The organism is Kitasatospora sp. NBC_00374 (assembly GCF_041434935.1).
In the GTDB taxonomy this organism is placed as follows: Bacteria; Actinomycetota; Actinomycetes; order Streptomycetales; family Streptomycetaceae; genus Kitasatospora.
In genome coordinates this window covers 3,424,660-3,448,743 of record NZ_CP107964.1, presented here as the reverse complement: position 1 = coordinate 3,448,743, position 24,084 = coordinate 3,424,660, and the positions used below count along the sequence as shown (strand labels likewise).

Genomic DNA, 24,084 nt, shown 5'->3' with positions numbered 1-24,084 from the left:
CTTCAGCCGTCCAGCAGGGCCTGGAGGGCCGGCCTCAGCCGTTCGTCGCCCAGCGCCTCCACGCGGACGCCGTCGCAGCCGACCCACTCGGCGGCCTCGCGCAGCGCGGCGGCCAGCGCGTCGAGGTGCTTCGGCGCGGCCAGCGAGACCTGACGGGCCACCAGGGTCCGTCCCTCGCGCGCCGGATCGACCCGGCCGACCAGCCGGCCCCGGGCCAGCAGCGGCATCGCGAAGTACCCGTGCACCCGCTTGTGCTTGGGGGTGTAGGCCTCCAGACGGTGGGTCATGCCGAAGATCCGCTCGGTGCGGGCGCGGTCCCAGACCAGGGAGTCGAACGGTGACAGCAGGGTGGTGCGGTGCCGGCCGCGCGGGGCGGACTCCAGCGCCGCCGGGTCGGCCCAGGCGGGCGCGGACCAGCCGGCCACCTCGACCGGGACCAGGCCGGACTCGTCCACGGCTCGGTCGAACTGCGCGGCCTTGAGCCGGTGGTAGTCCATCAGATCGGCCCGGGTGGCCACCCCGAGGGCGGCGCCGGCCTGGGCGACCAGCTGTCGCAGGCACTCCGCGTCGCTGGGCTCCCGCCCGTACAGCGCGTCCGGAACGGCCTGCTCGGCCAGCCGGTAGACCCGCTTCCAGCCGCGGCGCTCGGTGCAGACCACGTCGCCGAAGGAGAGCGCGCGCTCGACCGCGATCTTGGTGTCGGACCAGTCCCACCACTCGGCGGTCTTCTTGGCGCCGCCCAGCTCCGTCGAGGTGAGCGGACCCTCGGCACGCAGCTGGTCGAGCACCTGCCGGTACGTGTCGGGGGAGACCTGATGGCCCCAGAGGTTCCCCCGGGCACGGTACGCGCGGCGGCGGAACGCGAACAGCGGCCACTCCTCCACCGGCAGGATGCAGGCCGCGTGCGACCAGTACTCGAACGTGGCCGCCGCGCCCCAGTACGCGCTCTCCACGGCCGGGCGGCCGACCGCGCCCAGCCGCGCGTACGGGACCAGCTCGTGCGAGCGGGCCAGGACCGAGATGGTGTCCAGCTGGACGGCGCCGAGGTGGCGCAGCACACCCCGGACGCCGGCACGGCGGTCCGGGGCGCCCAGCAGTCCCTGGGCGCGGAGGGCGATCAGGCGGGCCTGGTCGGCGGAGAGGCTCATGGCGGTCATGCCGGGCAGGGTAGGGGCAGGCACTGACAGCCGGTGGTGGAGGCAAGAAGGAGGGGAACCCTTCGGCCCCGTCGGCGGTTGAGCAGGGCACGGAGAACGCTGCGGCTGACCGTTTTGCCCCGGCGGTGACGGCAATAGGTGCTTTGCCCTCGTGGGTGACACGTGAATACCGTGCTGACGCACCTCCCGACGGCTTGTCGTCCTCGCATACGATGACCGTACGGTGGGGTAGGTCTCGCCGTGCTGTAGTCCAGAGCCGATCCAGGCAAGGAGCCCGCCCAAGTGTCCGTCTTCGACAAGATCCTGCGCGCCGGCGAGGGTAAGACCCTTCGCAAGCTGCAGCGGATTGCTGCCCAGGTCAATTCGATCGAAGAGGACTTCGTCAACCTCACCGACGACGAACTGCGGGCGCTGACCGACGAGTACAAGACCCGGCTGGCCGACGGCGAGACGCTGGACGACCTCCTCCCCGAGGCATTCGCCACCGTCCGCGAGGCGTCCAAGCGCGTGCTCGGGCAGCGTCACTACGACGTCCAGCTGATGGGTGGCGCGGCCCTGCACTTCGGCCACGTCGCCGAGATGCGCACCGGTGAGGGCAAGACCCTGGTGGGCACGCTGCCGGCGTACCTCAACGCGCTGACCGGCGAGGGTGTGCACCTGATCACGGTCAACGACTACCTCGCCGAGCGTGACTCGGAGTGGATGGGCCGGGTGCACCGCTTCCTCGGCCTCGAGGTCGGCGTGATCCTCGCCAACATGTCGCCGGCCGAGCGCAAGCGCCAGTACGGCATGGACATCACGTACGGCACCAACAACGAGTTCGGTTTCGACTACCTGCGCGACAACATGGCGTGGTCGCAGGACGAACTGGTGCAGCGCGGCCACAATTTCGCGATCGTCGACGAGGTCGACTCGATCCTGATCGACGAGGCCCGTACCCCGCTGATCATCTCCGGTCCGGCCGACCAGGCCACCAAGTGGTACAGCGACTTCGCCAAGCTGGTGCAGCGCCTCAAGCGCGACCGCGACTACGAGGTGGACGAGAAGAAGCGCACCGTCGGCGTGCTGGAGGAGGGTGTCACCCGGGTCGAGGACTACCTGGGCATCGACAACCTCTACGAGTCGGTGAACACCCCGCTGGTCGGGTTCCTGAACAACGCCATCAAGGCCAAGGAGCTCTACAAGAACGACAAGGACTACGTCGTCATGAACGGCGAAGTCATGATCGTTGACGAGCACACCGGCCGCATGCTCGCGGGCCGCCGCTACAACGAGGGCATGCACCAGGCGATCGAGGCCAAGGAGGGGGTGGAGGTCCAGAACGAGAACCAGACGCTGGCCACCATCACCCTGCAGAACTTCTTCCGCCTGTACGACAAGCTGTCGGGCATGACCGGTACCGGCACCACCGAGGCCGCCGAGTTCCACCAGATCTACAAGCTCGGCGTGGTGCCGATCCCGACCAACAAGACCCCGCTGCGGATCGACCAGCCCGACCTGATCTACAAGTCGGAGCCGGCCAAGTTCGCCGCCGTGGTCGAGGACATCGCGGAGCGGCACGAGAAGGGCCAGCCGGTGCTGGTCGGCACCGTGTCGGTCGAGAAGTCCGAGTACCTGTCCCAGGAGCTGCGCAAGCGCGGCGTCCCGCACGAGGTGCTGAACGCCAAGCACCACGAGCGCGAGGCGCAGATCGTCGCGCAGGCCGGCCGCAAGGGCGCGGTCACCGTGGCCACCAACATGGCCGGCCGTGGTACCGACATCAAGCTCGGCGGCAACCCCGAGTACCTGGCCGCCGCGGACCTGGCCCAGCGCGGGCTCAACCCGGAGGACACCCCGGAGGACTACGAGGCCGCGTACCCGAGCGCGCTGGAGAAGGCCAAGGAGGCCGTCAAGGTCGAGGAGGCCGAGGTCCAGGAGGCCGGCGGCCTGTACGTCCTCGGCACCGAGCGCCACGAGTCCCGCCGGATCGACAACCAGCTGCGCGGCCGCTCCGGCCGTCAGGGCGACCCGGGCGAGTCCCGCTTCTACCTGTCGCTCGGCGACGACCTGATGCGGCTGTTCAAGGCCGGCATGGTCGAGCGCGTGCTGTCGATGGCGAACGTCCCCGAGGACGTGCCGATCGAGTCGAAGATGGTCACCCGGGCGATCGCCTCCGCGCAGACCCAGGTCGAGCAGCAGAACTTCGAGATCCGCAAGAACGTCCTCAAGTACGACGAGGTGCTCAACCGCCAGCGCGAGGTCATCTACACCGAGCGCCGGCGCGTCCTGGAGGGCGAGGACCTGCAGGAGCAGATCGGCCACTTCATGGACGACACCGTCGCGGCCTACGTCGCCGCCGCGACCGGCGAGGGCTTCGAGGACGACTGGGACCTCGACAAGCTCTGGACCGCCCTCAAGCAGCTCTACCCGGTCACCCTCGACCTGGAGGAGCTGGAGGAGGAGGCCGGCGGCCCGGCCGCGCTCACCCCGGACTACCTGACCAAGGTGCTCCAGGAGGACGTCCAGTCCCAGTACGGCGCCCGCGAGGACCAGCTCGGCGAGCAGATCATGCGGGAGCTGGAGCGCCGCGTGGTGCTGTCGGTGCTGGACCGCCGCTGGCGCGAGCACCTCTACGAGATGGACTACCTCCAGGAGGGCATCGCGCTGCGGGCCTACGCCCAGCGCGACCCGCTGGTCGAGTACCAGCGCGAGGGCTTCGACCTGTTCTCCGCCATGATGGAGGGCATCAAGGAGGAGTCGATCGGCTACCTGTTCAACCTGGAGGTCCAGGTCGACCAGCAGGTCGAGGAGGTACCGGTCTCCGACTCGGACGTGTCCCTGGAGAAGGAGGTCCGGCCGGAGATCAAGGCCAAGGGCCTGGAGGCGCCGCAGCGCAAGAAGCTGCACTACGTCGCCCCCTCCGACTCGATCGGCGGCGGTGTCGTCGAGGGCGACTTCGACGACCTCGCGCCGGAGGACGGCGACGGGCTGACCCGCGCCGAGCGCCGCAAGGCGGCCAAGTCGGCCAAGGGCGGCCGGCGCCGCAAGGCCTGACCCCACCCCGCAGAGGTGTCACCAGGGCGCCGCTCCCACCGTCGTGGGGGTGGCGCCCTGGCGCTTGTCCGGGCCGCCCGCCGCCCACCGGCCGCCCGCGCCGCTCCGGCCGGCCGTCAGCGGGCCTCCACGGCGGCGCACTGCCACTGCCGGGTCTGGCGGTGCTGCTCCAGCCGGAACGCGACCATGTGGTGACGCGGCCCGAACTCCACCCGTACGCAGACCTCCAGGGCGCCGCTGCCGGGCGCGGAGTCGTACACCCGGCCGAGCCTCGCCTGCGGGGCCCGGCCGCGCGGGCGCAGCGGGCCGCTGCGGACCAGGGCGACGAGCTGCTGGTAGCCCTTGAGCGTGGTGTGCCGCTGCAGCTGGCCGACCGGGCGGATCCCGGTCAGCACCTCGACCAGGCGGTGCGCGAAGCGGCTCGCCAGTTCGCCCTGGCCCGCCCCGCGCGCGGGGGCGCACGCCGTGCGGGGGTGGCGCGGGGCGCGGACTCCCTCCGGTTCGGCGCCCGGTGCGCCCGGTGCGGTCACCGGATGCGGGTGGCGCACGGGACGGCGCGGGCGGTGGCGGCCGGTCGCGTGCACCAGCGGGCGGATGCTGGGCGCGGGCTGCGAACGCTGCACCGCGCGTACGGGCTCGGACTGCGACGCGGTGGCGTCCGGTGTGGTGACGTCCGGTGCGGCGGTGGTGACGGCGGTGGCTTCGAGCACTGCGGACCTCCCGTGGGTGTGGCGGCTGGGACTCTTGGTATCCGGGCCGAGGAGAGCGCGGCAAACCGTGCGCGCCCCGCCTCGGAGGGGTTCGCCGGTGTCACCTATCCGGGTGACGGAAGCGGGCGTCCCGGCCCGGACCGCTCGTCCCGGACGGGTGCCGGTTGACGTCCGGGCCCGGTGGACATGGCCCGAAGGGGGACGGGCGAAGGGTGCGAACGGGGCGTTGCGCCGCCCGACCTACCGACAGGTAGGGCGCAGTATCGGGGGAACGGATTCCGAGGATGCGGAGGGCACGGCGTGACCCAGGTGTCGACGGGAGACGGCCGGCCGGCCCGTGGCGGGCCGGCCGTGGAACGCGCGTCCGGCGTGCGGGCCGGGGCCGGGGACGGGGTGCGGCGCGGACTGGTGCTGGGCGGCGGCGGGATGCTCGGCGCGGCCTGGACGGTCGGAGCGCTGTGCGCGGTCGAGGAGGCCACCGGCTGGCGGCCCGGCAGCGCCGACGTGCTGCTGGGTACCTCGGCCGGTGCCATCCTGGGCGCCCTGCTGGCCGCAGGTGTCGAGCCCGGCCAGCTGCGCGACCACCAGATGGGCCGGCCGATCACCGAGGGCCCGCTGGCCGCCGTCGACTTCGACTACGACACCGCCGTCGGCGGGGCGCTGCCGCCGCGCCCCCGGCCCGGCATCGGCTCGCCGGGGCTGCTGCGGGACGTCGTCCGGCACCCGCGGGACTACCCGTTCCTGACCATGGTCTCGGCCGCCGTACCGACCGGCCGGGGCTCGGTGGCGCCGATTGGGGACCTGGTCCGCGGACTGCTGGGGGAGGGCGGCTGGCCGGCCGGCACCGGCCTGCGGGTGGCGGCGGTGGACTACCGCTCCGGCCGCCGGGTGACCTTCGGCGACCCGGACGCACCGGCGGCGGAGGTGGCCGAGGCGGTGATGGCCTCCTGCGCGATCCCGGGGTGGTTCGCGCCGGTGGAGGTGGCCGGCGGCCGGTACGTGGACGGCGGCTGCTGGTCGGCCACCAACGCCGACCTGATGGCGGGCCGGGGACTGGACGAGGTCTACGTGCTGGCACCGATGGGCGTGCGGCTGCACCCGGCGGGGCGGGCCGAGCCGACCAGGGGCACCGTCGCGGCACTGCGCGAGTGGCGCGAGCGGGACCGGCCCCGGGGCGTGCTGGCCCAGTTGCTCAGCCGCTACCGGCGGGCGGTCACCCGGCAGCTGCTGCGCGAGGTGCGGGAGCTGCGGGCCGTGGGCACCCGGGTACAGCTGCTCGCGCCGACCCAGGCGGACCTGGCGGTGATGGGCCCGAACATGATGGACCCGGCACGGCGCGGCCCGGTGCTGGAGTCGGCGCTGCGCACCAGCCGGGCCGCCCTGGGCGCCGTCGCGGGCTGACGGCTGCGGGCGCGGCCGGGGCCGATCGGCGCCGGGGTGATCACGCGGGCCGTATTCTTGGGGGCGCGGTGAGCAGGCCGCGGACCGATCGAGGAAGGTGCTCCCGATGCGCGTGTACGTGCCCACCACGTTGAAGGGTCTGGCAGCGGCGCATCCGGGGGGCGCGCTGGACGAGGCGGTCGCGTACGCGGTGACTCCCGCGCTGCGCGAGTGGTACGTCAGCGACGATCTGGAGGAGCTGGAGTACGCGGCGCTCAACCGGGCCGCCGAGGCCTCGCTGCGGCTGCTGGCCGAGGACACCGCCGTGCCGCGCCGCCGGGTGGTGGTGGCCGTGGAGGTCGCCGACTCGGCCGTGTCGCCGTACCCGGGGGACGAGTACCAGGACCAGTCCTCGCTGGGCCGGGTGGTGCTGAAGGGCCCGATCCCGCTGGCGAAGGCGGCGGCGGTGCACGCCGACGTGGCCGACGAGGACGTGGCCGTGGACGTGGCGGCCGCCGCGCTGGCGATCGCCGCGGCGGACAAGGGCGACGCGGACGCCCAGTTCACGGTGGGCGGCGCCGAGGACCACGAGCTGCTGTGGTTCGCGACCCAGGAGATCTCCGGCCTGCTGGCCTGAGCGGCTCTCCTGCCCGCCGGGGTGTCGGCGGCGGCCGGTACCGTTCCAGGGTGCGCACTCATATCGTCTGGGACTGGAACGGCACCCTCTTTCACGACATGGAAGCGGTGCTCGGCGCGAGCAACGCGGCCTTCGCGACCCTCGGCGTCGCGCCGCTGACCCTTGAGCGGTACCGGGAGATGTACGAGATCCCGATCCCGCGCTTCTACCGGCGTCTCCTCGGCCGGGACCCGAGCCAGGTCGAGTGGGAGGCGCTGGACGACGTCTTCCACCACCGCTACGCCGAGCTCAGCACCGCCTGCGGGCTGACCGACGGGGTGCCCGCGCTGCTCAGCGACTGGCGGGCGGCGGGCCGCAGCCAGTCGCTGCTGTCGATGTACGAGCACGAGCGCCTGGTGCCGGTGGTGGAGGGGTTCGGCCTGCTCGGCGAGTTCCTGCGGGTGGACGGCCGCACCGGCGCCTCCGGCGGCCGCAAGGCCGGCCACCTGGCCCGGCATCTGGCGGCGCTCGGACCGGAGGTGGCCCCGCAGCACACGGTGCTGATCGGTGACGCGGTGGACGACGCGCAGGCCGCGCTGGAGTGGGGGCTGCACGCGGTGCTGTACAGCGGGGGGTCGCACACCAGGGCGAAGCTGGAGGTGGCCGGGGTCCCGGTGGTGGACAGCCTGGCGGAGGCGGTCGAGCTGGCGGCGGAGCTCGCCGCCTGATCGGCCGGGTCGCGCAGGGGCCTCCGGGCGGATCGCCCGGGTGAGCGTGTCGCCCCGGACGGAAGGGCGGTGGGTGGTCAGTCTGGACGATGCCAGCCATCGCCAGCCGTCCGGATCCCGTGGAGCGACCGTGCCGATCGACGCAGTGACCCAGGTCCCGATCCCCGTCAACGAGCCCGTGCACGGCTACGCACCCGGCAGTCCCGAGCGCGAGCGGCTGGAACGGAAGCTGGACGAGCTGGCCGCCGAGCAGATCCCGCTGCCGATGACCATCGCCGGCGAGCAGCGGTTCGGCGGCGGGGACCGGATCGAGGTCGTCCAGCCGCACCACCGTGCGGCCAAGCTCGGGGTGCTCGGCAACGCCACCCACCAGGACGCCCAGCTGGCCGTGGACGCCGCGCTCGCCGCCGGCGCCCGGTGGCGCTCGCTCTCCTTCGACGACCGGGCCGCCGTCTTCCTGCGCGCCGCGGACCTGCTGGCCGGCCCCTGGCGGGAGACGGTCGCCGCGGCGACCATGCTCGGCCAGTCCAAGACCGTCCAGCAGGCCGAGATCGACGCGCCGTGCGAGCTGGTCGACTTCTGGCGCTTCAACGTGCACTTCGCCCGGCAGCTGCTGGCCGACCAGCCGCAGTCCTCGCCAGGGGTGTGGAACCGCACCGACCACCGGCCGCTGGAGGGCTTCGTCTACGCGATCACCCCGTTCAACTTCACCGCCATCGCGGGCAACCTGCCCACCGCGCCCGCGCTGATGGGCAACACCGTGGTGTGGAAGCCCGCGCCCACCCAGACGCTCTCCGCCCACTACCTGATGCGGCTGCTGGAGGCGGCCGGCCTGCCGCCCGGGGTGATCAACCTGGTGACCGGCGACGGCCACGCGCTGTCCCAGGTCGCCCTGGCCAGTCCGGCGCTGGCGGGCCTGCACTTCACCGGCTCGACGTCGACCTTCCAGTCGCTGTGGAAGACCGTCGGCGCCGCGATCGGCTCCTATCGCAGCTACCCGCGGATCGTCGGCGAGACCGGCGGCAAGGACTTCCTGGTCGCGCACCCCTCGGCCGATCCCGGGATCCTGCGCACGGCCCTGATCCGGGGCGCGTTCGAGTACCAGGGACAGAAGTGCTCGGCGCTCTCCCGGGCGTACCTGCCGCGCAGCCTGTGGCAGCGGATCAAGGACGAGTTCCTGGCCGAGGTCGACGCGCTGACCGTCGGCGACGTCAACGACCTGAGCAACTTCATGGGCGCGTTGATCGACGCCAGGGCGTACGAGAAGAACCGGACCGCGATCGAGCGGGCCCGGCGGGACCCGGGGGTCGAGCTGGTCGCGGGCGGCCAGTACGACGACGCCATCGGCTGGTTCGTCCGGCCGACCGTGCTGCTCTCCGCCGACCAGCGCAACGAGATCTTCCGGACCGAGTACTTCGGCCCGATCCTGTCCGTGCAGCTCTACGAGGACGCCCGGTGGCCGGACGTGCTGGACCGGGTGGACGCCGGGGCGCCGTACGGGCTGACCGGCGCGGTCGTCGCGCAGGACCGCTATGCGATCGCCCAGGCGGTGGAGCGGTTGCGGTTCACCGCGGGCAACTTCTACATCAACGACAAGCCCACCGGCGCGGTGGTCGGCCAGCAGCCGTTCGGCGGCGGCCGGGCCTCCGGCACCAACGACAAGGCGGGCGCGGCGCAGAACCTGCTGCGCTGGACCTCGGCCCGGTCGATCAAGGAGACCTTCGTCCCGCCGACCGACCACCGCTACCCGCACATGGGCTGACGGCCGACCCGACCGCCCCCGCCCCGCCCCGCTCGGCGCCCGGCGGTCCGTCCACGGGCTCGCCTCCGCCACGAATTCCGCACCACTCGGCCACGTCACCTGGAAGAACCGGCGGCGGCCCGTGGAACACCCGACCCGCAGGTGGGGGAGCAATCCGGCAGTCGCTGACAGTCGGATCGCGCCGATTGGACATGGTGTCCAGGAAGGATCGATCTCCCTGCAGGATTGCTCCTCCGTGTCCCCTGACACCTTCGTTTCATCAGGTTAGGCTGGCTGGCGTCGCCGGGTCCTGAACGATGCAGGCCAAACGTGCTTTCGTACCCAGATGAACTCCCTTCCATGCGTGGCATGCGGGGATTTCATCCGGATCGTGCGGGAGGATTGCGGACAGACCCGGCGGTGTACACCCAGCCACCACCGAGTCACGCAACGGCGCGCGACAGGAGCCAAACAGTCATGCAGACCAAGCTGGACGCAGCCAAGGCCGAACTGCTCACCAAGGCAGCAGCAGCCGCTGAGAACAGCCAGGTGGGGGGAGCGGCGCCAGGGGAGGGTCTGAGCAACGGCGCTCTGGCCGCATACCTGCACCACTACTACCTCCACACCGCGCCCGAGGACCTGGTCGACCGCGACCCGGTCGACGTGTACGGCGCGGCGGCCTCCCACTACCGCCTGGGGCTCAAGCGCCCGCAGGGCACCGCGGAGGTCCGGGTCTACACCCCGACCGTCGAGGAGAACGGCTGGTCCTGCGGCCACACCGTGGTCGAGGTGGTCACCGACGACATGTCCTTCCTGGTCGACTCGGTCACCAACGAGCTCACCCGCGAGGACCGCGGCATCCACGTCGTCATCCACCCCCAGCTGGCCGTCCGCCGTGACATCACCGGCAAGCTGCTGGAGATCCTGGACATCGACGCCTGCTCGCGCAGCAAGGCCGCCGGTACCGAGTGGCCCGCCGACGCGGTGGTCGAGTCCTGGATGCACATCGAGATCGACCGCGAGACCGACCGCGACGACCTCCGCGCCATCGAGACCAACCTGCGCCGGATCCTGGGCGACGTCCGCGAGGTCGTCGAGGACTGGACCAAGATGCGCGACTCCGCGCTCCGGCTGGCCGACGAGCTGGCCGAGGAGCCCCCGGCCCACCTGCCCGAGCAGGAGGTCGGCGAGGCCTGGGAGCTGATGCGCTGGCTGGCCGACGACCACTTCACCTTCCTCGGCTACCGCGAGTACGACCTGGCCGAGCACCGCGGCGAGGAGGTCCTGCGGGCCGTCCCCGGCACCGGCCTCGGCGTGCTGCGCTCCGACCCGGTCAGCCACGACACCGACCACCACCCGGTCGCCGAGGCCTTCGGCCGCCTCAGCGCCCCGGTCCGCGCCAAGGCCCACGAGAAGAAGCTGCTGGTCCTCACCAAGGCCAACAGCCGCGCCACCGTGCACCGCCCCGCCTACCTCGACTACGTCGGCGTCAAGAAGTTCGACGCCAACGGTGAGGTCGTCGGCGAGCGCCGCTTCCTCGGCCTGTTCTCCTCCGCCGCGTACACCGAGTCCGTCACCCGGATCCCGGTGGTCCGCCGCAAGGTCCAGGAGGTGCTGTCCGACTCCGGGTTCTCCGGCGACAGCCACGACGGCCGCGACCTGCTGCAGATCATGGAGACCTTCCCCCGGGACGAGATCTTCCAGACCGCCGCCGACGAGCTGCTCTCCATCGCCACCAGCGTGCTCTACCTGCAGGAGCGCCGCCGGCTGCGGCTGTTCCTGCGCCACGACGACTACGGCCGCTACTTCTCCGCCTTCGTCTACCTGCCGCGCGACCGCTACACCACGCGGATCCGGCTGCGCCTGATGGAGATCCTCAAGGAGGAGCTCAACGGCGAGACCATCGACTACACGGTGTACGCCACCGAGTCGGTGCTGACCCGCCTGCACTTCGTGGTCCGGGTCGCCGCCGGCACCGAGCTGCCGCAGCTCGGCGACGCCGAGATCGAGCGGATCGAGGCCAAGCTGGCCGAGGCCGCGCGGTTCTGGATGGACAGCTTCCACGACCAGCTGCACACCGAGCTGGGCGAGGAGCGCGCCGCCGAGCTCGGCCACCGCTACGCCAACGCCTTCCCCGACGGCTACCGCGCCGACTTCACCGCCCGCACCGCCGTCGCCGACCTCAAGCAGATCGAGGCCCTGCACGGCGAGGGCGACTTCCGGCTGAACCTCTACCAGCCGGTCGGCGCGGGCGACGAGGAGCGCCGCTTCAAGATCTACCGGGTCGGCGGCCCGATCTCGCTCACCGAGGTCCTGCCCGTCCTCCAGCGCCTGGGCGTCGAGGTGCTGGACGAGCACCCGTACGCGCTGCGCCGCTCCGACTCCACCACCGCGTGGGTCTACGACTTCGGCCTGAGGCTCCGTGAGGCCACCGAGCTCACCGACGAGGCGCGCGAGCGCTTCCAGGAGGCCTTCTCCGCCACCTGGACGGGCAAGGCCGAGAACGACGGCTTCAACGAGCTGGTCCTGACCGCCGGGCTGACCTGGCGCCAGGCCGTCGTGCTGCGCGCCTACGCCAAGTACCTCCGCCAGGCCGGGAGCACCTTCTCCCAGGACTACATGGAGGACGCGCTCCGCAACAACACCCACACCACCCGGCTGCTGGTCAACCTCTTCGAGGCCCGCCTGAGCCCCAGTCACCGACTGGGTGCCGACGAGCTGACCGACGCCATCGTCGAGGAGCTCAACGGCGCCCTGGACGAGGTCGTGTCGCTGGACGAGGACCGCATCCTGCGTTCCTTCCTGCACCTGATCAACGCCACCCTGCGGACCAACTTCTTCCAGCACGCGGCCGACGGCCAGTGGCACGGCTACGTGTCGATGAAGTTCGACCCCCAGGCCATCCCCGACCTGCCGGCCCCCCGCCCGGCCTTCGAGATCTGGGTCTACTCGCCCCGGGTCGAGGGCGTCCACCTGCGCTTCGGCAAGGTCGCCCGCGGCGGTCTGCGCTGGTCCGACCGGCGCGAGGACTTCCGGACCGAGATCCTCGGCCTGGTCAAGGCCCAGATGGTCAAGAACACCGTGATCGTCCCGGTCGGCGCCAAGGGCGGCTTCGTCGCCAAGCAGCTGCCCGACCCGTCGGCCGACCGCGACGCCTGGCTGGCCGAGGGCATCGCCTCGTACAAGACCTTCATCTCGGCGCTGCTCGACATCACCGACAACCTGAAGGCCGGCGAGGTCGTCCACCCGGCCGACGTGGTCCGCCACGACGAGGACGACACCTACCTGGTGGTCGCCGCCGACAAGGGCACCGCGACCTTCTCGGACATCGCCAACGGCGTCGCCGAGGCCTACGGCTTCTGGCTGGGCGACGCGTTCGCCTCCGGCGGTTCGGCCGGCTACGACCACAAGGGCATGGGCATCACCGCCCGCGGCGCCTGGGAGTCGGTCAAGCGCAACTTCCGCGAGCTGGGCCACGACACCCAGACCGAGGACTTCACCGTCGTCGGCATCGGCGACATGTCCGGTGACGTGTTCGGCAACGGCATGCTGCTCAGCGAGCACATCCGCCTGGTCGCGGCCTTCGACCACCGGCACATCTTCCTCGACCCCAACCCGGACGCCGCCGTCTCCTTCGCCGAGCGCCGCCGGCTGTTCGACCTGCCGCGCAGCTCCTGGGACGACTACGACAAGTCGCTGATCTCGGCCGGCGGCGGCGTCTTCCCGCGCTCCGCCAAGGCCATCCAGCTCTCGCCGCAGGTCCGCGAGGCGCTCGGCCTGGAGGTCGGCAAGCTCACCCCGGCCGAGCTGATGAAGGCCATCCTGCAGGCGCCCGTCGACCTGTTCTGGAACGGCGGTATCGGCACCTACATCAAGGCCTCCACCGAGACCAACGCCGAGGTCGGCGACAAGGCCAACGACGCCATCCGGGTGAGCGGCAACCAGGTCCGGGCCCGGGTGGTCGGCGAGGGCGGCAACCTCGGCTGCACCCAGCTCGGCCGGATCGAGTACGCCGCGGTCGGCGGCCCCGAGTCGACCGGCGGCTGGATCAACACCGACGCGATCGACAACTCCGCCGGTGTGGACACCTCGGACCACGAGGTCAACATCAAGATCCTGCTCAACCAGGTGGTCGCCGACGGCGACATGACGGTCAAGCAGCGCAACTCGCTGCTCGCCGAGATGACCGACGAGGTCGGCCACCTGGTGCTGCGCAACAACTACGCGCAGAACGTCGTGCTGGCCAACGCCGTCGCCCAGGCCGTCTCGATGGTCAACGTGCACGCCCGCATGATCAACCGCCTGGAGTCCGGCGGACAGCTCGACCGGGCACTGGAGTTCCTGCCCGCCGAGAAGCAGATCCGGGACCGCCAGCAGGCCGGCCGCGGACTCTCCCAGCCCGAGCTGTCCGTGCTGCTCGCCTACACGAAGATCACGCTGGCCGACGAGCTGCTCGCCACCGAGCTGCCCGACGACCCGTACTTCCGCACCGTGCTGCACGAGTACTTCCCGAGCGCGCTGCGGGCCCGGTTCGCCGAGGCGATCGACAACCACCCGCTGCGCCGCGAGATCATCACCACCCTGATCGTCAACGACACGATCAACCGCGGTGGCTGCACCTTCGCCTTCCGCCTCCGCGAGGAGACCGGCGCGACGATGGAGGAGGTCGCCCGCACCCACGCGGCGGCCCGCGCGGTCTTCGGCCTGGAGCAGATCTGGGACGAGATCGAGGCCCTGGACAACCAGGTCCCGGCCGAGATGCTGACCAAGATGCGGCTGCACTCCCGCCGCCTGGTCGAGCGCGCCACCCGGTGGATGCTCAACAACCGCCGCCAGCCGTTGGACATCGCCGGCACCATCGAGTTCTTCCACGACCGGGTCAACCAGGTCTGGGACAGCCTGCCCAAGCCGCTGCGCGGCGAGGACGCGACCTGGTTCGAGAAGATCTACCAGGAGCTGTCCGAGGCCGGCGTGCCCGAGTCGCTGGCCACCCGGGTGGCCGGGCTCTCCTCGGCCTTCCCGACCCTGGACATCGTCGGTGTGGCGGACCGCTCGGACGCGGACGTGATGGAGGTGGCCGAGCTCTACTACGACCTGGCCGACCGCCTGCAGATCACCCACCTGCTGGACCGGATCATCGAGCTCCCGCGGACCGACCGCTGGTCCTCGATGGCCCGCGCGGCCATCCGCGAGGACCTGTTCGCCGCGCACGCCGCCCTCAGCGCGGACATCCTGGCCTGCGGACCGGAGGGCTCCTCCCCGGAGGAGCGCTACAGCGCCTGGGCCGAGCTCAACAGCACGCTGATGACGCGGGCCAAGACCACCCTCGACGACATAAGGGGTTCCGACAACTACGAGCTGTCCAGCCTGTCCGTCGCGATGCGGGTGATCCGGACCCTGCTGCGCACCGGCCGCTGAGCCGCCGACCCGGAGGGCGGGACCGTGATCCACGGTCCCGCCCTCCGGGCTTTCCCGTGACGGACGTCACAGGGAACCGTCCGGCGGCTGCGGACAGGGTGGGGTGTGGAACAGTCACCGAGATCCCGGCTGCGCGCCGGGGACCAGAGCGCGTTCGGGGAGCTCTTCGACGAGCACGCGCAGGCCGTCTACGGCTACGCGCTGCGCACCCTCGGCGAGTGGGCCACCGCCGAGGACGTGGTGTCCCTGACCTTCCTCGAGGCCTGGCGGCTGCGCGGCACCCTGCGCGAGGAGGGCGGGTCCGTCCGGCCCTGGCTCTTCGGCATCGCCACCAACGTGCTCCGCAACACCACCCGCGCCGCCCGCAGGCACCGCGCCGCGATGTCCCGGCTGCCCGGGCGGGAGGCCGCCCCCGACTTCGCCGAGGAACTGGTCGCCCGGCTCGACGACGGCGACCGCCTGGCGGCCGTCCAGCGGGCCCTGGGCGGTCTGCGGCGCGGCGAGCGGGAGGTCTTCCGGCTCTGCGTCTGGGGCGGCCTGGACTACGCCGCCGCCGCCGAGGCGCTCGGCGTCCCGGTCGGCACCGTGCGCTCCCGCCTGTCCCGGGCCAGGACGCGGCTGGCGGCCCTGGCCGAACGTGAACTGACCTCTCGTCGGGAACTCCCGACCGCCGTCGGACAGGTGGGGGAGGGCGGCCACCCGGCGGCCCGGTCGATGAAGGAGGGCCTCCGATGAACGACGCACCCGAGATGCTCGCCGCCGACCGTCACCGGTTGTTGAGGGAGCATCTGATGGACGAGATCAGCAGGGACCAGGCGGCCGCGGCGCCGCGCGCGCGGCGGTGGCCGGTCTGGCTCGCGCCGCCGCTGGTCGTCGCGGCGGCGATGGCCGGGGTCCTGGCCACCGCGTCGCACCACGACTCCGCACCGCCCCCGCCCCCGCCCGCGGCCACCTCCAGCGCCCCGGCCACCGCCGCCGAGCTGCTGGAGCGCGCCGCTCGCGAGGCCGCCGCCCGGCCGGCGGTCCCGGCGACCCGGAGCCAGTTCCTCTACACCAGGACGGTCAGCAGCGGCGCCTACCACCCCGAGCCGTACAGCCGGCAGATGTGGAAGGCGCTGGACGGGCGGACCCAGGGGCTGATCATCGATCCGACCTTCGGGACCGCGAAGAACCCCGAGGGTCGGGCCGCCCTTGTCCCCAACGTCCAGGGCGAACCCGCGAGCATCGTCTTCCCGGACCACGACTACCTGGCCGCACTGCCCACCGACCCGGCGCAACTGCTCGCCAGGGTCCGCGCCGAGGGCAGCGGCAAGAGCGGGCAGCCCGACGCGGAGGCCTTCCGCGCGATCGGGGAGCTGATCCACGGCGAGCTGCTCACCCCGGGCGTACGAGCCGCGTTCTACCGGGCCGCGGCCCTGATCCCCGGCGTCACGCTGGTGCCGGACGTGGTCGACGCGACCGGACGGCCGGGGATCGCGGTCGCGCTGGTGAGCCCCGAGGGGACGGGCGACGGCGCCGCCCGGAGCGAGTGGATCTTCGATCCGACCGGCCGGACCTACCTCGGCAGGCGCGAGGTCCAGGTCACGGACGGCCGGGAGGCGAAGGCCGGAACGGTGCTCTTCACGAACGTCACGGTGGAGACCGCCGTGGTGGACCGGGCGGAGCAGCAGCCCGTCCGGTGATCCGGGGGCGGGCGCGACCCTACGGGGGTGGGGCGCGCCCGCCGTCCGCCGTTACGAGGCGGCGGCCCGCTGCAGGGCGCTGGCCAGCAGCGCCAGGTCCGTCGGCCCGTTGCCGAGCTCGCGGACCGGCCGCCGGGTGGGCGGGGCGCCCAGGTGGGCCGGGTCGATCGCCACCACGGTCGGCCGCAGGGTGGCTGTCCGGGGGATCCGGCCGCTCACCCGCGCGGTCTGGAAGGCCGTCACCCCGCCGTCCGGCCGGCGCAGGTAGCCCCGGCCCGGGGTGTCCTCCGGCAGCGCCGCCGCGTCCGGCAGGTGGATCAGCAGGTCGGACTCGGCGGGCTGGTCGGTGCGCAGGGCGATCCGCAGCAGCGCCGCCTCGTCCACCTCCGTCCCCGCCGTCAGCTCGGGTGCGCCGGTGGCCGCCACCAGGTGCACCCCGAGCCGGCCGCCGCGCCGGGCCACCTCCGCCAGCGCCCTGGCCAGCGGGCGGCCGGCGGGGGAGGTCGGGGCAAGCAGCGCCTCGTAGTCGTCGACCACCACGACCAGCCGGGCGGGCGTCGGCTCGGCCTCGGCCGCCGGGGTGCTGCCCGGTGCGCGGCGCGGCTCGATCACCCGTGCGCCGCCGGCCGGGGCCGCGCCGCCGCTGGTGACCAGGGCCGGCGTCCGGGCGAACGGCCGCGCGGCGTGCCAGGCGGCGAAACCCAGCTCGCCGAGCAGCTCCGCGCGGTGCGCCAGCTCGTCCAGCAGGGACTCCGCCGTCAGCAGCGCCCGGCGCGGGTCGGCGGCGGCGTTCACATGGCCGACCACGTGCGGCAGGTCGGTGCAGCCGTCCAGCCCGGAGCCCTCGCCCGAGTCCGCCGGAGCCCGGCCCTCGATGACCGTCAGACGCAGCCGCTCCGGCCGCTCCGCCACGGACAGCGAGGCGATCAGGGCGCGCAGCAGCTCGGTCTTGCCGGCGCCCGGGCCGCCGCCGACCAGCAGGTGCGGCCCGCCGGACGGGGCGGCGGCCAGCTCCGGATCGGCCAGGTCGACGGTGCAGGGCTCGCCGCCGCGCGCGGTACCGAGCAGGGCGCCGGCCGCCCCGGCCGACAGCGGCAGCTCGGACCAGCGGGCGGAGACCTTGGCGGGGGTGACGCTGTCCAGCCCGAGCAGGTCGAGCAGGCGCAGCGAGGCGGGCAGCGGGCCGCGGACGACCGGGGCGGCCTCCCGGAGCGGGGCGAGCACCCTGGCCAGCCGGTCCGCCCAGGCGGCCGAGACGGCGTCCAGGGCGACGTCCTCGACCAGTTCGCGGCCCTCGGCGGCGGGCCGGTCGACGGTGAGCAGGGTGCCGACCTCACCGGTGACCACCGCGGTGGCGCCGATCCCGGCGGGCAGCTGCTCGGCCCGCTCGGCCAGGCAGAGCGGGAAGACGCCGACGGCGGGGCCCTGGCGCAGCAGCAGCTCCAGCGAGGCCCGGCCGGCCGCGGTACCCGGGTCGCCGTCCACCAGGACGACGGTGGCGGGCGGGCCGGCGGTGGCCGCGGCCAGCTCGGCGAGACGGGCCTCGGTCTGCTCGGGGCCGACGCCGACCAGCAGCCGGCAGGCCTGACCGTGGCCCGGCCGCAGGTGCGGCAGCCACTGGGCCCAGGACCACTCGGCGGCGGCCTCCTCGTCGGCGGCGACCAGCACCAGGTTGAGCCCGGTCGGCGGGTGCAGGGCCGCCAGCTGGGCCAGCAGGGCGCGGGCCAGACCGGCCAGCCGGGCCCGGGGGCCGGCGAGCCCGAGGCTGCCGGCGGTCTGCAGGTCGACGGTGACCGGGACGGCGGGCAGCAGTCCGCCGGGGTCGGTGCTGGTGCCCGCGGCCGGGGGCTGGGGGAGGTCGGCGGTGCCGAGCCGGAGGGTGAGTGCGTCGGGGTGGCCGGGGGCGCGCTCCCAGAGCCGGGGGCCGGGGCCCAGGGCGGTGAGCAGCAGGGCGGCCGGGTCGGGCCAGCGCTCGCGCTGGGCGGCGGCCTGCCGGCTGCGGGCGTCGGCTTGCTGCTGGGCGGCGTCGGCCCGGTCGGGTTCGGCGCCGGCGCGGCCCAGCCGGCGGGCGAGCAGGGCGCGGGCCCGCCCGCCCGGGCTCGGGGCCTCGGCGGCGGGCGGTGGGACGGGGGTGCCGGTGCCGGGCCGGACGGGGGACCGGGGCGCCAGCCCGAGGTGGCCCTCGCCGTCCGGTACCAGCGGCCGGGGTGGCTCGGCCTGCTCCGGCCGGCCCGCGCGGGCCAGCTGGACGGTCGACTCGCCGAGCCGGACGAGGCCGCCGTCGGTCAGTTCGGCGGCCTCGCCGCGCAGGAACCGGCCGTCCAGCCGGGTGCCGTTGGTGGAGCCGAGGTCGCGGACGGTGGCGCGGCCGTCGGCGGCCAGGTGCAGGGAGAGGTGCAGCCGGGAGACGTCCGGGTCGTCCAGCGGTACGTCGGCCTCGCTGGAGCGGCCGAGCCGGATCTCCTCGCCGTGCAGCCGGTGCACGCCGCCGGCGTCCGGGCCGCCGACCACGCGCAGCTCGGCGGCGGGGGGCGAGGTGCCGTCCTCGGCGTCCGGGTCGGGCTCGCCCAGCGAGAGCACGGTGCCGTCGACCAGGGGCGGGTGGCCGAGCAGGGCCTGTTCCTCGATCCGGCGTGCGCCGGCGTACAGGTGCACATGGGTCGCGGAGCGCGGCCCTCTGACACCCACCGCGCCCGCCAGGGCGCCCGCCAGGGCACCCAGTGTGGTCCCGGCCGGGGCCGTGACCAGCACATCGGTGGCAGCTCCGGCGCCTGCCGGGCCGCTGCGCGGTCGTAGGACGGTCAGCCGGATCTGCATCTCGCCCGTAGTCCCTTCTGCTCGTGCTGACGCGGTGAGTGGGCGCGGTGGTGGGGCGTGCCGGTCGGATGGACAGTGCATTGGGCCACAAGTGTGGTGCTGTCATCCTGCCACCCGGGACTGAGAGTCCGCGCACGGTACCGGATTTGACGATCTTGCGATGATCGCCATGGTGGGCTCGACGGTGCGTCAGGTCAAACCCGCCCCCGATGGCCGCCCGGCGACTCCGATCAGGACACCCGCCACCCACTCGGAAACCCGCACGGACACCGTTAGAGTTGCCGAAACCAGGGTCAGGCAACCCGTCGCGAGCCCGGGGCGAGTGACGACAACGGGAGCACAGGTGCGGCCAGTCGGCAGCAAGTATCTGCTTGAGGACAGCCTCGGACGCGGGGCCACCGGTACCGTGTGGCGCGGCCGGGTCCGGGAGGACGTCGCCGTCCCCGGGCTGCAGCCGGGCCAGGCCGTCGCGGTCAAGGTGCTCCGCGAGGAGCTGGCCGCCGACCCGGACATCGTGATGCGCTTCCTGCGCGAACGCTCCGCCCTGCTCCGGCTCAGCCACCCCAACATCGTGCAGGTCCGCGACCTCGTCGTCGAGGGCGAGCTGCTGGCGCTGGTGATGGACCTGGTCGACGGCCCCGACCTGTTCCACTACCTGCGCGGCAACGGCCCGCTCAGTCCGATCGCCGGCTCCCTGCTGATGGCGCAGGTCGCCGACGCCCTGGCGGTGAGCCACGCGGACGGCATCGTGCACCGCGACCTCAAGCCCGCCAACGTGCTGCTCGCCACGGTCCGCGTCGACGGTGTCGAGCAGATGCACCCGCTGCTCACCGACTTCGGCATCGCCCGGCTCGCGGACTCCCCGGGCATCACCCGCACCCACGAGTTCGTCGGCACGCCCGCGTACGTCGCCCCGGAGTCCGCCGAGGGCCGGCCGCAGACCTCGGCCGTGGACGTCTACGGCGCCGGCATCATGCTCTACGAGCTGGTCACCGGCCGCCCGCCGTTCCAGGGCGACGGCCCGCTGGCGGTGCTGCAGGCGCACCTCGCCCAGGAGCCCGAGCGGCCGCGCTCGGTGCCCGAGCCGCTCTGGACGGTGATCGAGCGCTGCCTGCGCAAGAGCCCCGCCGAGCGCCCGACCGCCACCTCGCTCGCGCACGCCCTGCGGGTGGTCGCCGCCGGGGTCGGCGTGCACGCCTCGCCGGCCGCCGTGGACGCCGCGCTCGCGGTCGGCGGCCTGCTGGTGACCGACCCGCAGTTCGCGGTGGAGCACGCTCCGGCCGCGCCGCCCGCCCCCGCGCCGTTCGGCTCGTCCGAGCCGACCCAGGTGCTGCCCTCCCGCGGCTTCGACCAGGCCGCCGCCACCCAGGTGATGGGCCAGCCGCCGGCCGCGGCCGCGGACCGCACCCGGGTGATGCCGCCGGTCCCGCAGACCGGCCCGGGTGCGCCCGTCGCCGCCCCCGAGGCCCCGCACCCGTGGCAGACCCAGCTGCGTGCGGCCCGTGACCGCAACCAGCAGACCGAGGTCGGCTACCTCGACCCGGAGGAGCTCGGCCGCCCGCAGGTCGCGCCCCGGCCGTACCAGGCGGGGCCGAACCAGCCCGCGCCCGGCGGGTACGGCGGCCAGGCCCCGCAGCAGCCCCAGGGCCCGCGTCCGGGCCAGTACCAGCAGCCGCAGGGCGGCTACGCGCAGCGCCCGCCGGTGGCCCCGCCGCCGTACCAGGCAGGCCGCCCGCCGCAGCCCCAGCCGTCGCAGCAGCCCCAGGGCTACCAGGGCTACCCGCACCAGGGGCAGCCCCAGGGCTACCCGCCGCCGGCCCCGCCGGCCGCCCCCAGCGCCGCCAGGAGCCGCCGGCCCCCCAGCGCCGCGAGCCGCAGCCGCCGCAGCACCGGGAGCCGCAGCGGCCCCCGCAGCGCGAGCCCGAGCCGCCGCGCGAGCGCGAGCCGCGCCGCCGCAGTCGCAACAAGATGTACATCCCCGGCCTGGGCTGCCTGAAGGGCTGCCTGATGGTGCTGCTGATCCTCGCGCTGGCCGCCGTCGCGCTGTGGAACTTCACGCCGCTGCCGGAGTACTGGCACAACGTCCAGGACTGGTTCGCCAGTGTCCAGGACTGGTTCGGCAGGTTCGGGAAGAACTGACGCCCTGCCGGGGGCGACATTGACGCTATATCGACAATTCACAATAATTCCCGCCCGCCAGTGCGCGGCAGCGGGGCTTCGGCGGCCCCCCGAGGGCTCCGGGGCGCGTAGGTTGTTCGCTGAGCACCGACCTACCGAGCCCACGGAGCAGCATTGGCACGCAAGATCGGCAGCCGGTACACCGTCCACCAGGTGATCGGCCGGGGCTCCGCCGGGACCGTGTGGCTCGGCGAAGGCCCGGACGGACCGGTGGCAGTCAAGCTGCTGCGGGAGGATCTGGCATCCGACCAGGTACTGGTCGGCCGCTTCGTCCAGGAGCGGTCCGCCCTGACCGGCCTCGACCACCCCCGGGTGGTCGGCGTCCACGACATGGTGGTGGACGGCGACGACCTCGCCCTGGTGATGGAGCTGGTCCAGGGCACCGACCTGCGGACCAGACTGGAGCGCGAAGGGGTCCTCACCCCGGCCGCCGCCGCCTCGGTCATCGCCGACGTGGCCGACGGCCTGGCCGCCGCCCACGCGGCCGGCATCGTGCACCGCGACGTCAAGCCGGAGAACGTCCTGCTCGACCTGGCGGCCCCGGCCGGGCCGGGCGGAGCGCCCCGCGCCAAGCTCACCGACTTCGGCATCGCCCGCCTGGTCGACGCCCCGCGCCGGACCAGGGCCACCCGGATCATCGGCACCCCCGACTACCTCGCCCCCGAGATCATCGAGGGCCTGGAGCCCCGGGCCGCGGTCGACATCTACGCCCTGGCCACGGTCTTCTACGAGCTGCTGGCCGGCACCACCCCCTTCGGCGGCGGTCACACCGGCGCGGTACTGCGCCGCCACGTCACCGAGAACGTGCCGCCGGTGCCCGGGATGCCGGACGGCCTGTGGCGGATCATCTCCGAGTGCCTGGCCAAGGCCCCCGCCTCCCGGCTGCGCGCCGCCGAGCTGGCGGCGCGGCTGCGCGAGCAGCTGCCCGCGCTCGCCGGCCTGCCGCCGCTGGCCGTCCCGGCGCAGGGCCGGCCCCCGGCCGAGGAGGTGCCGACCCCGGGCGAGGCCGTGTACGCCGAGGCCGACACCGGCTCCGGCACCCACCGCCGCCGGCGCGGCCCGGCCGTCCCGCTGGTCCCCGCCCCGTCGCCCGACTCCACCCGGGACACCCACACCAGCCTGCGCCGCCCCAGCCCCCAGGAGCTGGCCTCGTACGCGGCCGAGTCCCGCGCGCAGCGCGGCGCCGCCCCGGCGGCCGGCCACCGCAAGGGTCGCCAGGCGCTGCTCCGGCGCCGCCGGATGCTGGCCGTGGTGGTGGCGGTCCTGCTGCTGCTGGCCGGCGCCGCGGCCGCGTACTCGGCCTTCGCCGCCGAGCCCGCGCACCCCCCGGCGCACGCCGCCACAGAGGGCGTACGGACCCCGCCGACGGTGCCTGCCGGGGGTTGGCACCCCCCGGTGTAGTTGAGCGCCCCGCGCCAACCATTACGCTTGAGAGCGTGGCAGCCGTCGATCCTTCCGAAGAGCTCAAGAACCTCGAATCGACCATGGGGTCGATCGAGGCCGTCCTCGACCTGGACAAGATCCGGGCCGACATCGCGACCCTGGAGGAGGAGGCAGCCGCCCCGAACCTGTGGGACGACCTGGCGAACGCCCAGAAGGTGACCAGCCGGCTCTCCTTCCTGCAGGGCGAACTCCGCAAGGTCCAGCACCTGCGCGGCCGGGTCGACGACCTCGCCGTCCTGTTCGAGCTGGCCGCCGACGAGAACGACGCGGACACTCTCGCCGAGGCCCTCACCGAGCTCACCTCGGTGCAGAAGGCCGTCGAGGAGCTGGAGGTGCGCACCCTCCTGTCCGGCGAGTACGACGCCCGTGAGGCCCTGGTCAACATCCGCGCCGAGGCCGGTGGCGTGGACGCCGCCGACTTCGCCGAGCAGCTGATGCGCATGTACCTGCGCTGGGCCGAGCGGCACGGCTACCCGACCGAGGTCTACGACACCTCGTACGCGGAGGAGGCCGGTATCAAGTCCGCGACCTTCACCGTGAAGTCCCCGTACGCCTACGGCACCCTCTCCGTGGAGCAGGGCACCCACCGTCTGGTCCGCATCTCCCCGTTCGACAACCAGGGCCGTCGCCAGACCTCGTTCGCGGGCGTCGAGGTGCTCCCGGTCGTGGAGCAGAGCGACCACGTCGACATCGACGAGTCCGAGCTGCGGATCGACGTCTACCGCGCCTCCGGCCCCGGCGGCCAGGGCGTCAACACCACCGACTCCGCGGTCCGGATCACCCACCTGCCCACCGGCGTGGTGGTCTCCTGCCAGAACGAGCGCTCGCAGATCCAGAACAAGGCCTCCGCGATGAACGTCCTCCAGGCCAAGCTCCTGGAGCGCCGTCGCCAGGAGGAGCGGGCCCTGATGGACTCGCTCAAGGGCGAGGGCAGCTCCTGGGGCAACCAGATGCGCTCGTACGTGCTGCACCCGTACCAGATGGTCAAGGACCTGCGGACGGAGTTCGAGGTCGGCAACCCGCAGTCGGTGCTGGACGGCGACATCGACGGCTTCATCGAGGCCGGCATCCGCTGGCGCAAGCAGCGCGAGACCTCGAACGACTAAGGCGAGGAGGCCGGCCGCGATGATGATCGAGCACAGCATCGAGGCCGGCATCCGCTGGCGCAAGCAGCGTGAGAC

General features: G+C 73.5%; 13 protein-coding genes and 1 pseudogene. 11 read left to right on the top strand and 3 right to left on the bottom strand.

What is annotated here, in order from left to right:
• Nucleotides 1–2 precede the first annotated feature (2 nt).
• Nucleotides 3–1,157, bottom strand: a complete 1,155-nt coding sequence (locus OG871_RS15380) for a winged helix-turn-helix domain-containing protein (protein WP_371497339.1) — start codon at nt 1,155–1,157, stop codon at nt 3–5.
• Nucleotides 1,158–1,439: 282 nt separating this feature from the next.
• On the opposite strand from OG871_RS15380, the gene secA reads away from it, so the two are divergent.
• Entirely contained in the window at nt 1,440–4,190 is a 2,751-nt protein-coding gene (gene secA / locus OG871_RS15375; protein WP_371497338.1) for a preprotein translocase subunit SecA, read from the top strand.
• Between the two features lie 116 nt (nt 4,191–4,306).
• Here secA and OG871_RS15370 read toward each other — a convergent pair whose 3' ends face one another.
• Entirely contained in the window at nt 4,307–4,900 is a 594-nt protein-coding gene (locus tag OG871_RS15370) for an Rv3235 family protein (protein WP_371497337.1), read from the bottom strand.
• A gap of 300 nt (nt 4,901–5,200) precedes the next feature.
• On the opposite strand from OG871_RS15370, the gene OG871_RS15365 reads away from it, so the two are divergent.
• The 7 genes from OG871_RS15365 to OG871_RS15335 all read left to right on the top strand — a co-directional run bounded on the left by OG871_RS15365 (nt 5,201) and on the right by OG871_RS15335 (nt 16,465).
• Nucleotides 5,201–6,301 (top strand): patatin-like phospholipase family protein, encoded by a 1,101-nt coding sequence (locus OG871_RS15365; protein ID WP_371497336.1) that lies wholly within the window; start codon nt 5,201–5,203, stop codon nt 6,299–6,301.
• A 106-nt stretch (nt 6,302–6,407) separates the two neighbouring features.
• Entirely contained in the window at nt 6,408–6,917 is a 510-nt protein-coding gene (locus OG871_RS15360) for a hypothetical protein (RefSeq protein ID WP_371497335.1), read from the top strand.
• A gap of 50 nt (nt 6,918–6,967) precedes the next feature.
• Nucleotides 6,968–7,624 carry an HAD family hydrolase gene (locus tag OG871_RS15355; protein ID WP_371497334.1) on the top strand — a complete coding sequence of 219 codons (657 nt, stop codon included), beginning with the start codon at nt 6,968–6,970 and terminating at the stop codon, nt 7,622–7,624.
• A gap of 136 nt (nt 7,625–7,760) precedes the next feature.
• Nucleotides 7,761–9,386 (top strand): L-glutamate gamma-semialdehyde dehydrogenase, encoded by a 1,626-nt coding sequence (gene pruA, locus OG871_RS15350; RefSeq protein WP_371503321.1) that lies wholly within the window; start codon nt 7,761–7,763, stop codon nt 9,384–9,386.
• 456 nt (nt 9,387–9,842) lie between these two features.
• Nucleotides 9,843–14,783, top strand: a complete 4,941-nt coding sequence (locus OG871_RS15345; RefSeq protein WP_371497332.1) for an NAD-glutamate dehydrogenase — start codon at nt 9,843–9,845, stop codon at nt 14,781–14,783.
• A gap of 105 nt (nt 14,784–14,888) precedes the next feature.
• Nucleotides 14,889–15,518, top strand: coding sequence for an RNA polymerase sigma factor (locus tag OG871_RS15340; RefSeq protein ID WP_371497331.1), 630 nt, complete (start codon nt 14,889–14,891; stop codon nt 15,516–15,518).
• On the top strand, nt 15,515–16,465 hold the full coding sequence (locus OG871_RS15335; protein ID WP_371497330.1) for a CU044_5270 family protein: 951 nt from the start codon (nt 15,515–15,517) through the stop codon (nt 16,463–16,465). The genes OG871_RS15340 and OG871_RS15335 overlap by 4 nt, the downstream gene beginning before the upstream one ends.
• A 51-nt stretch (nt 16,466–16,516) precedes the next feature.
• Here OG871_RS15335 and OG871_RS15330 read toward each other — a convergent pair whose 3' ends face one another.
• The gene (locus tag OG871_RS15330) at nt 16,517–19,282 is read right to left on the bottom strand and encodes an FtsK/SpoIIIE domain-containing protein (RefSeq protein ID WP_371497329.1); all 2,766 of its coding nucleotides are present in this window, start codon (nt 19,280–19,282) and stop codon (nt 16,517–16,519) included.
• Between the two features lie 343 nt (nt 19,283–19,625).
• Here OG871_RS15330 and OG871_RS15325 point away from each other — a divergent pair.
• From OG871_RS15325 to prfB, 3 genes and pseudogenes are all read left to right on the top strand, one after another.
• Nucleotides 19,626–21,421: pseudogene (locus OG871_RS15325) on the top strand (protein kinase).
• 153 nt (nt 21,422–21,574) lie between these two features.
• Nucleotides 21,575–22,861 carry a protein kinase gene (locus tag OG871_RS15320; protein WP_371497328.1) on the top strand — a complete coding sequence of 429 codons (1,287 nt, stop codon included), beginning with the start codon at nt 21,575–21,577 and terminating at the stop codon, nt 22,859–22,861.
• A gap of 35 nt (nt 22,862–22,896) precedes the next feature.
• Nucleotides 22,897–24,009, top strand: a complete 1,113-nt coding sequence (gene prfB / locus OG871_RS15315) for a peptide chain release factor 2 (protein ID WP_371497327.1) — start codon at nt 22,897–22,899, stop codon at nt 24,007–24,009.
• Nucleotides 24,010–24,084 lie beyond the last annotated feature (75 nt).

Coding starts and splice junctions, on each gene's coding strand:
- OG871_RS15380 (WP_371497339.1), bottom strand. CDS start 1,157: ATGACCGCCATGAGCCTCTCCGCCGACCAGGCCCGCCTGATCGCCCTC.
- OG871_RS15360 (WP_371497335.1), top strand. CDS start 6,408: ATGCGCGTGTACGTGCCCACCACGTTGAAGGGTCTGGCAGCGGCGCAT.
- OG871_RS15345 (WP_371497332.1), top strand. CDS start 9,843: ATGCAGACCAAGCTGGACGCAGCCAAGGCCGAACTGCTCACCAAGGCA.
- OG871_RS15335 (WP_371497330.1), top strand. CDS start 15,515: ATGAACGACGCACCCGAGATGCTCGCCGCCGACCGTCACCGGTTGTTG.
- OG871_RS15330 (WP_371497329.1), bottom strand. CDS start 19,282: ATGCAGATCCGGCTGACCGTCCTACGACCGCGCAGCGGCCCGGCAGGC.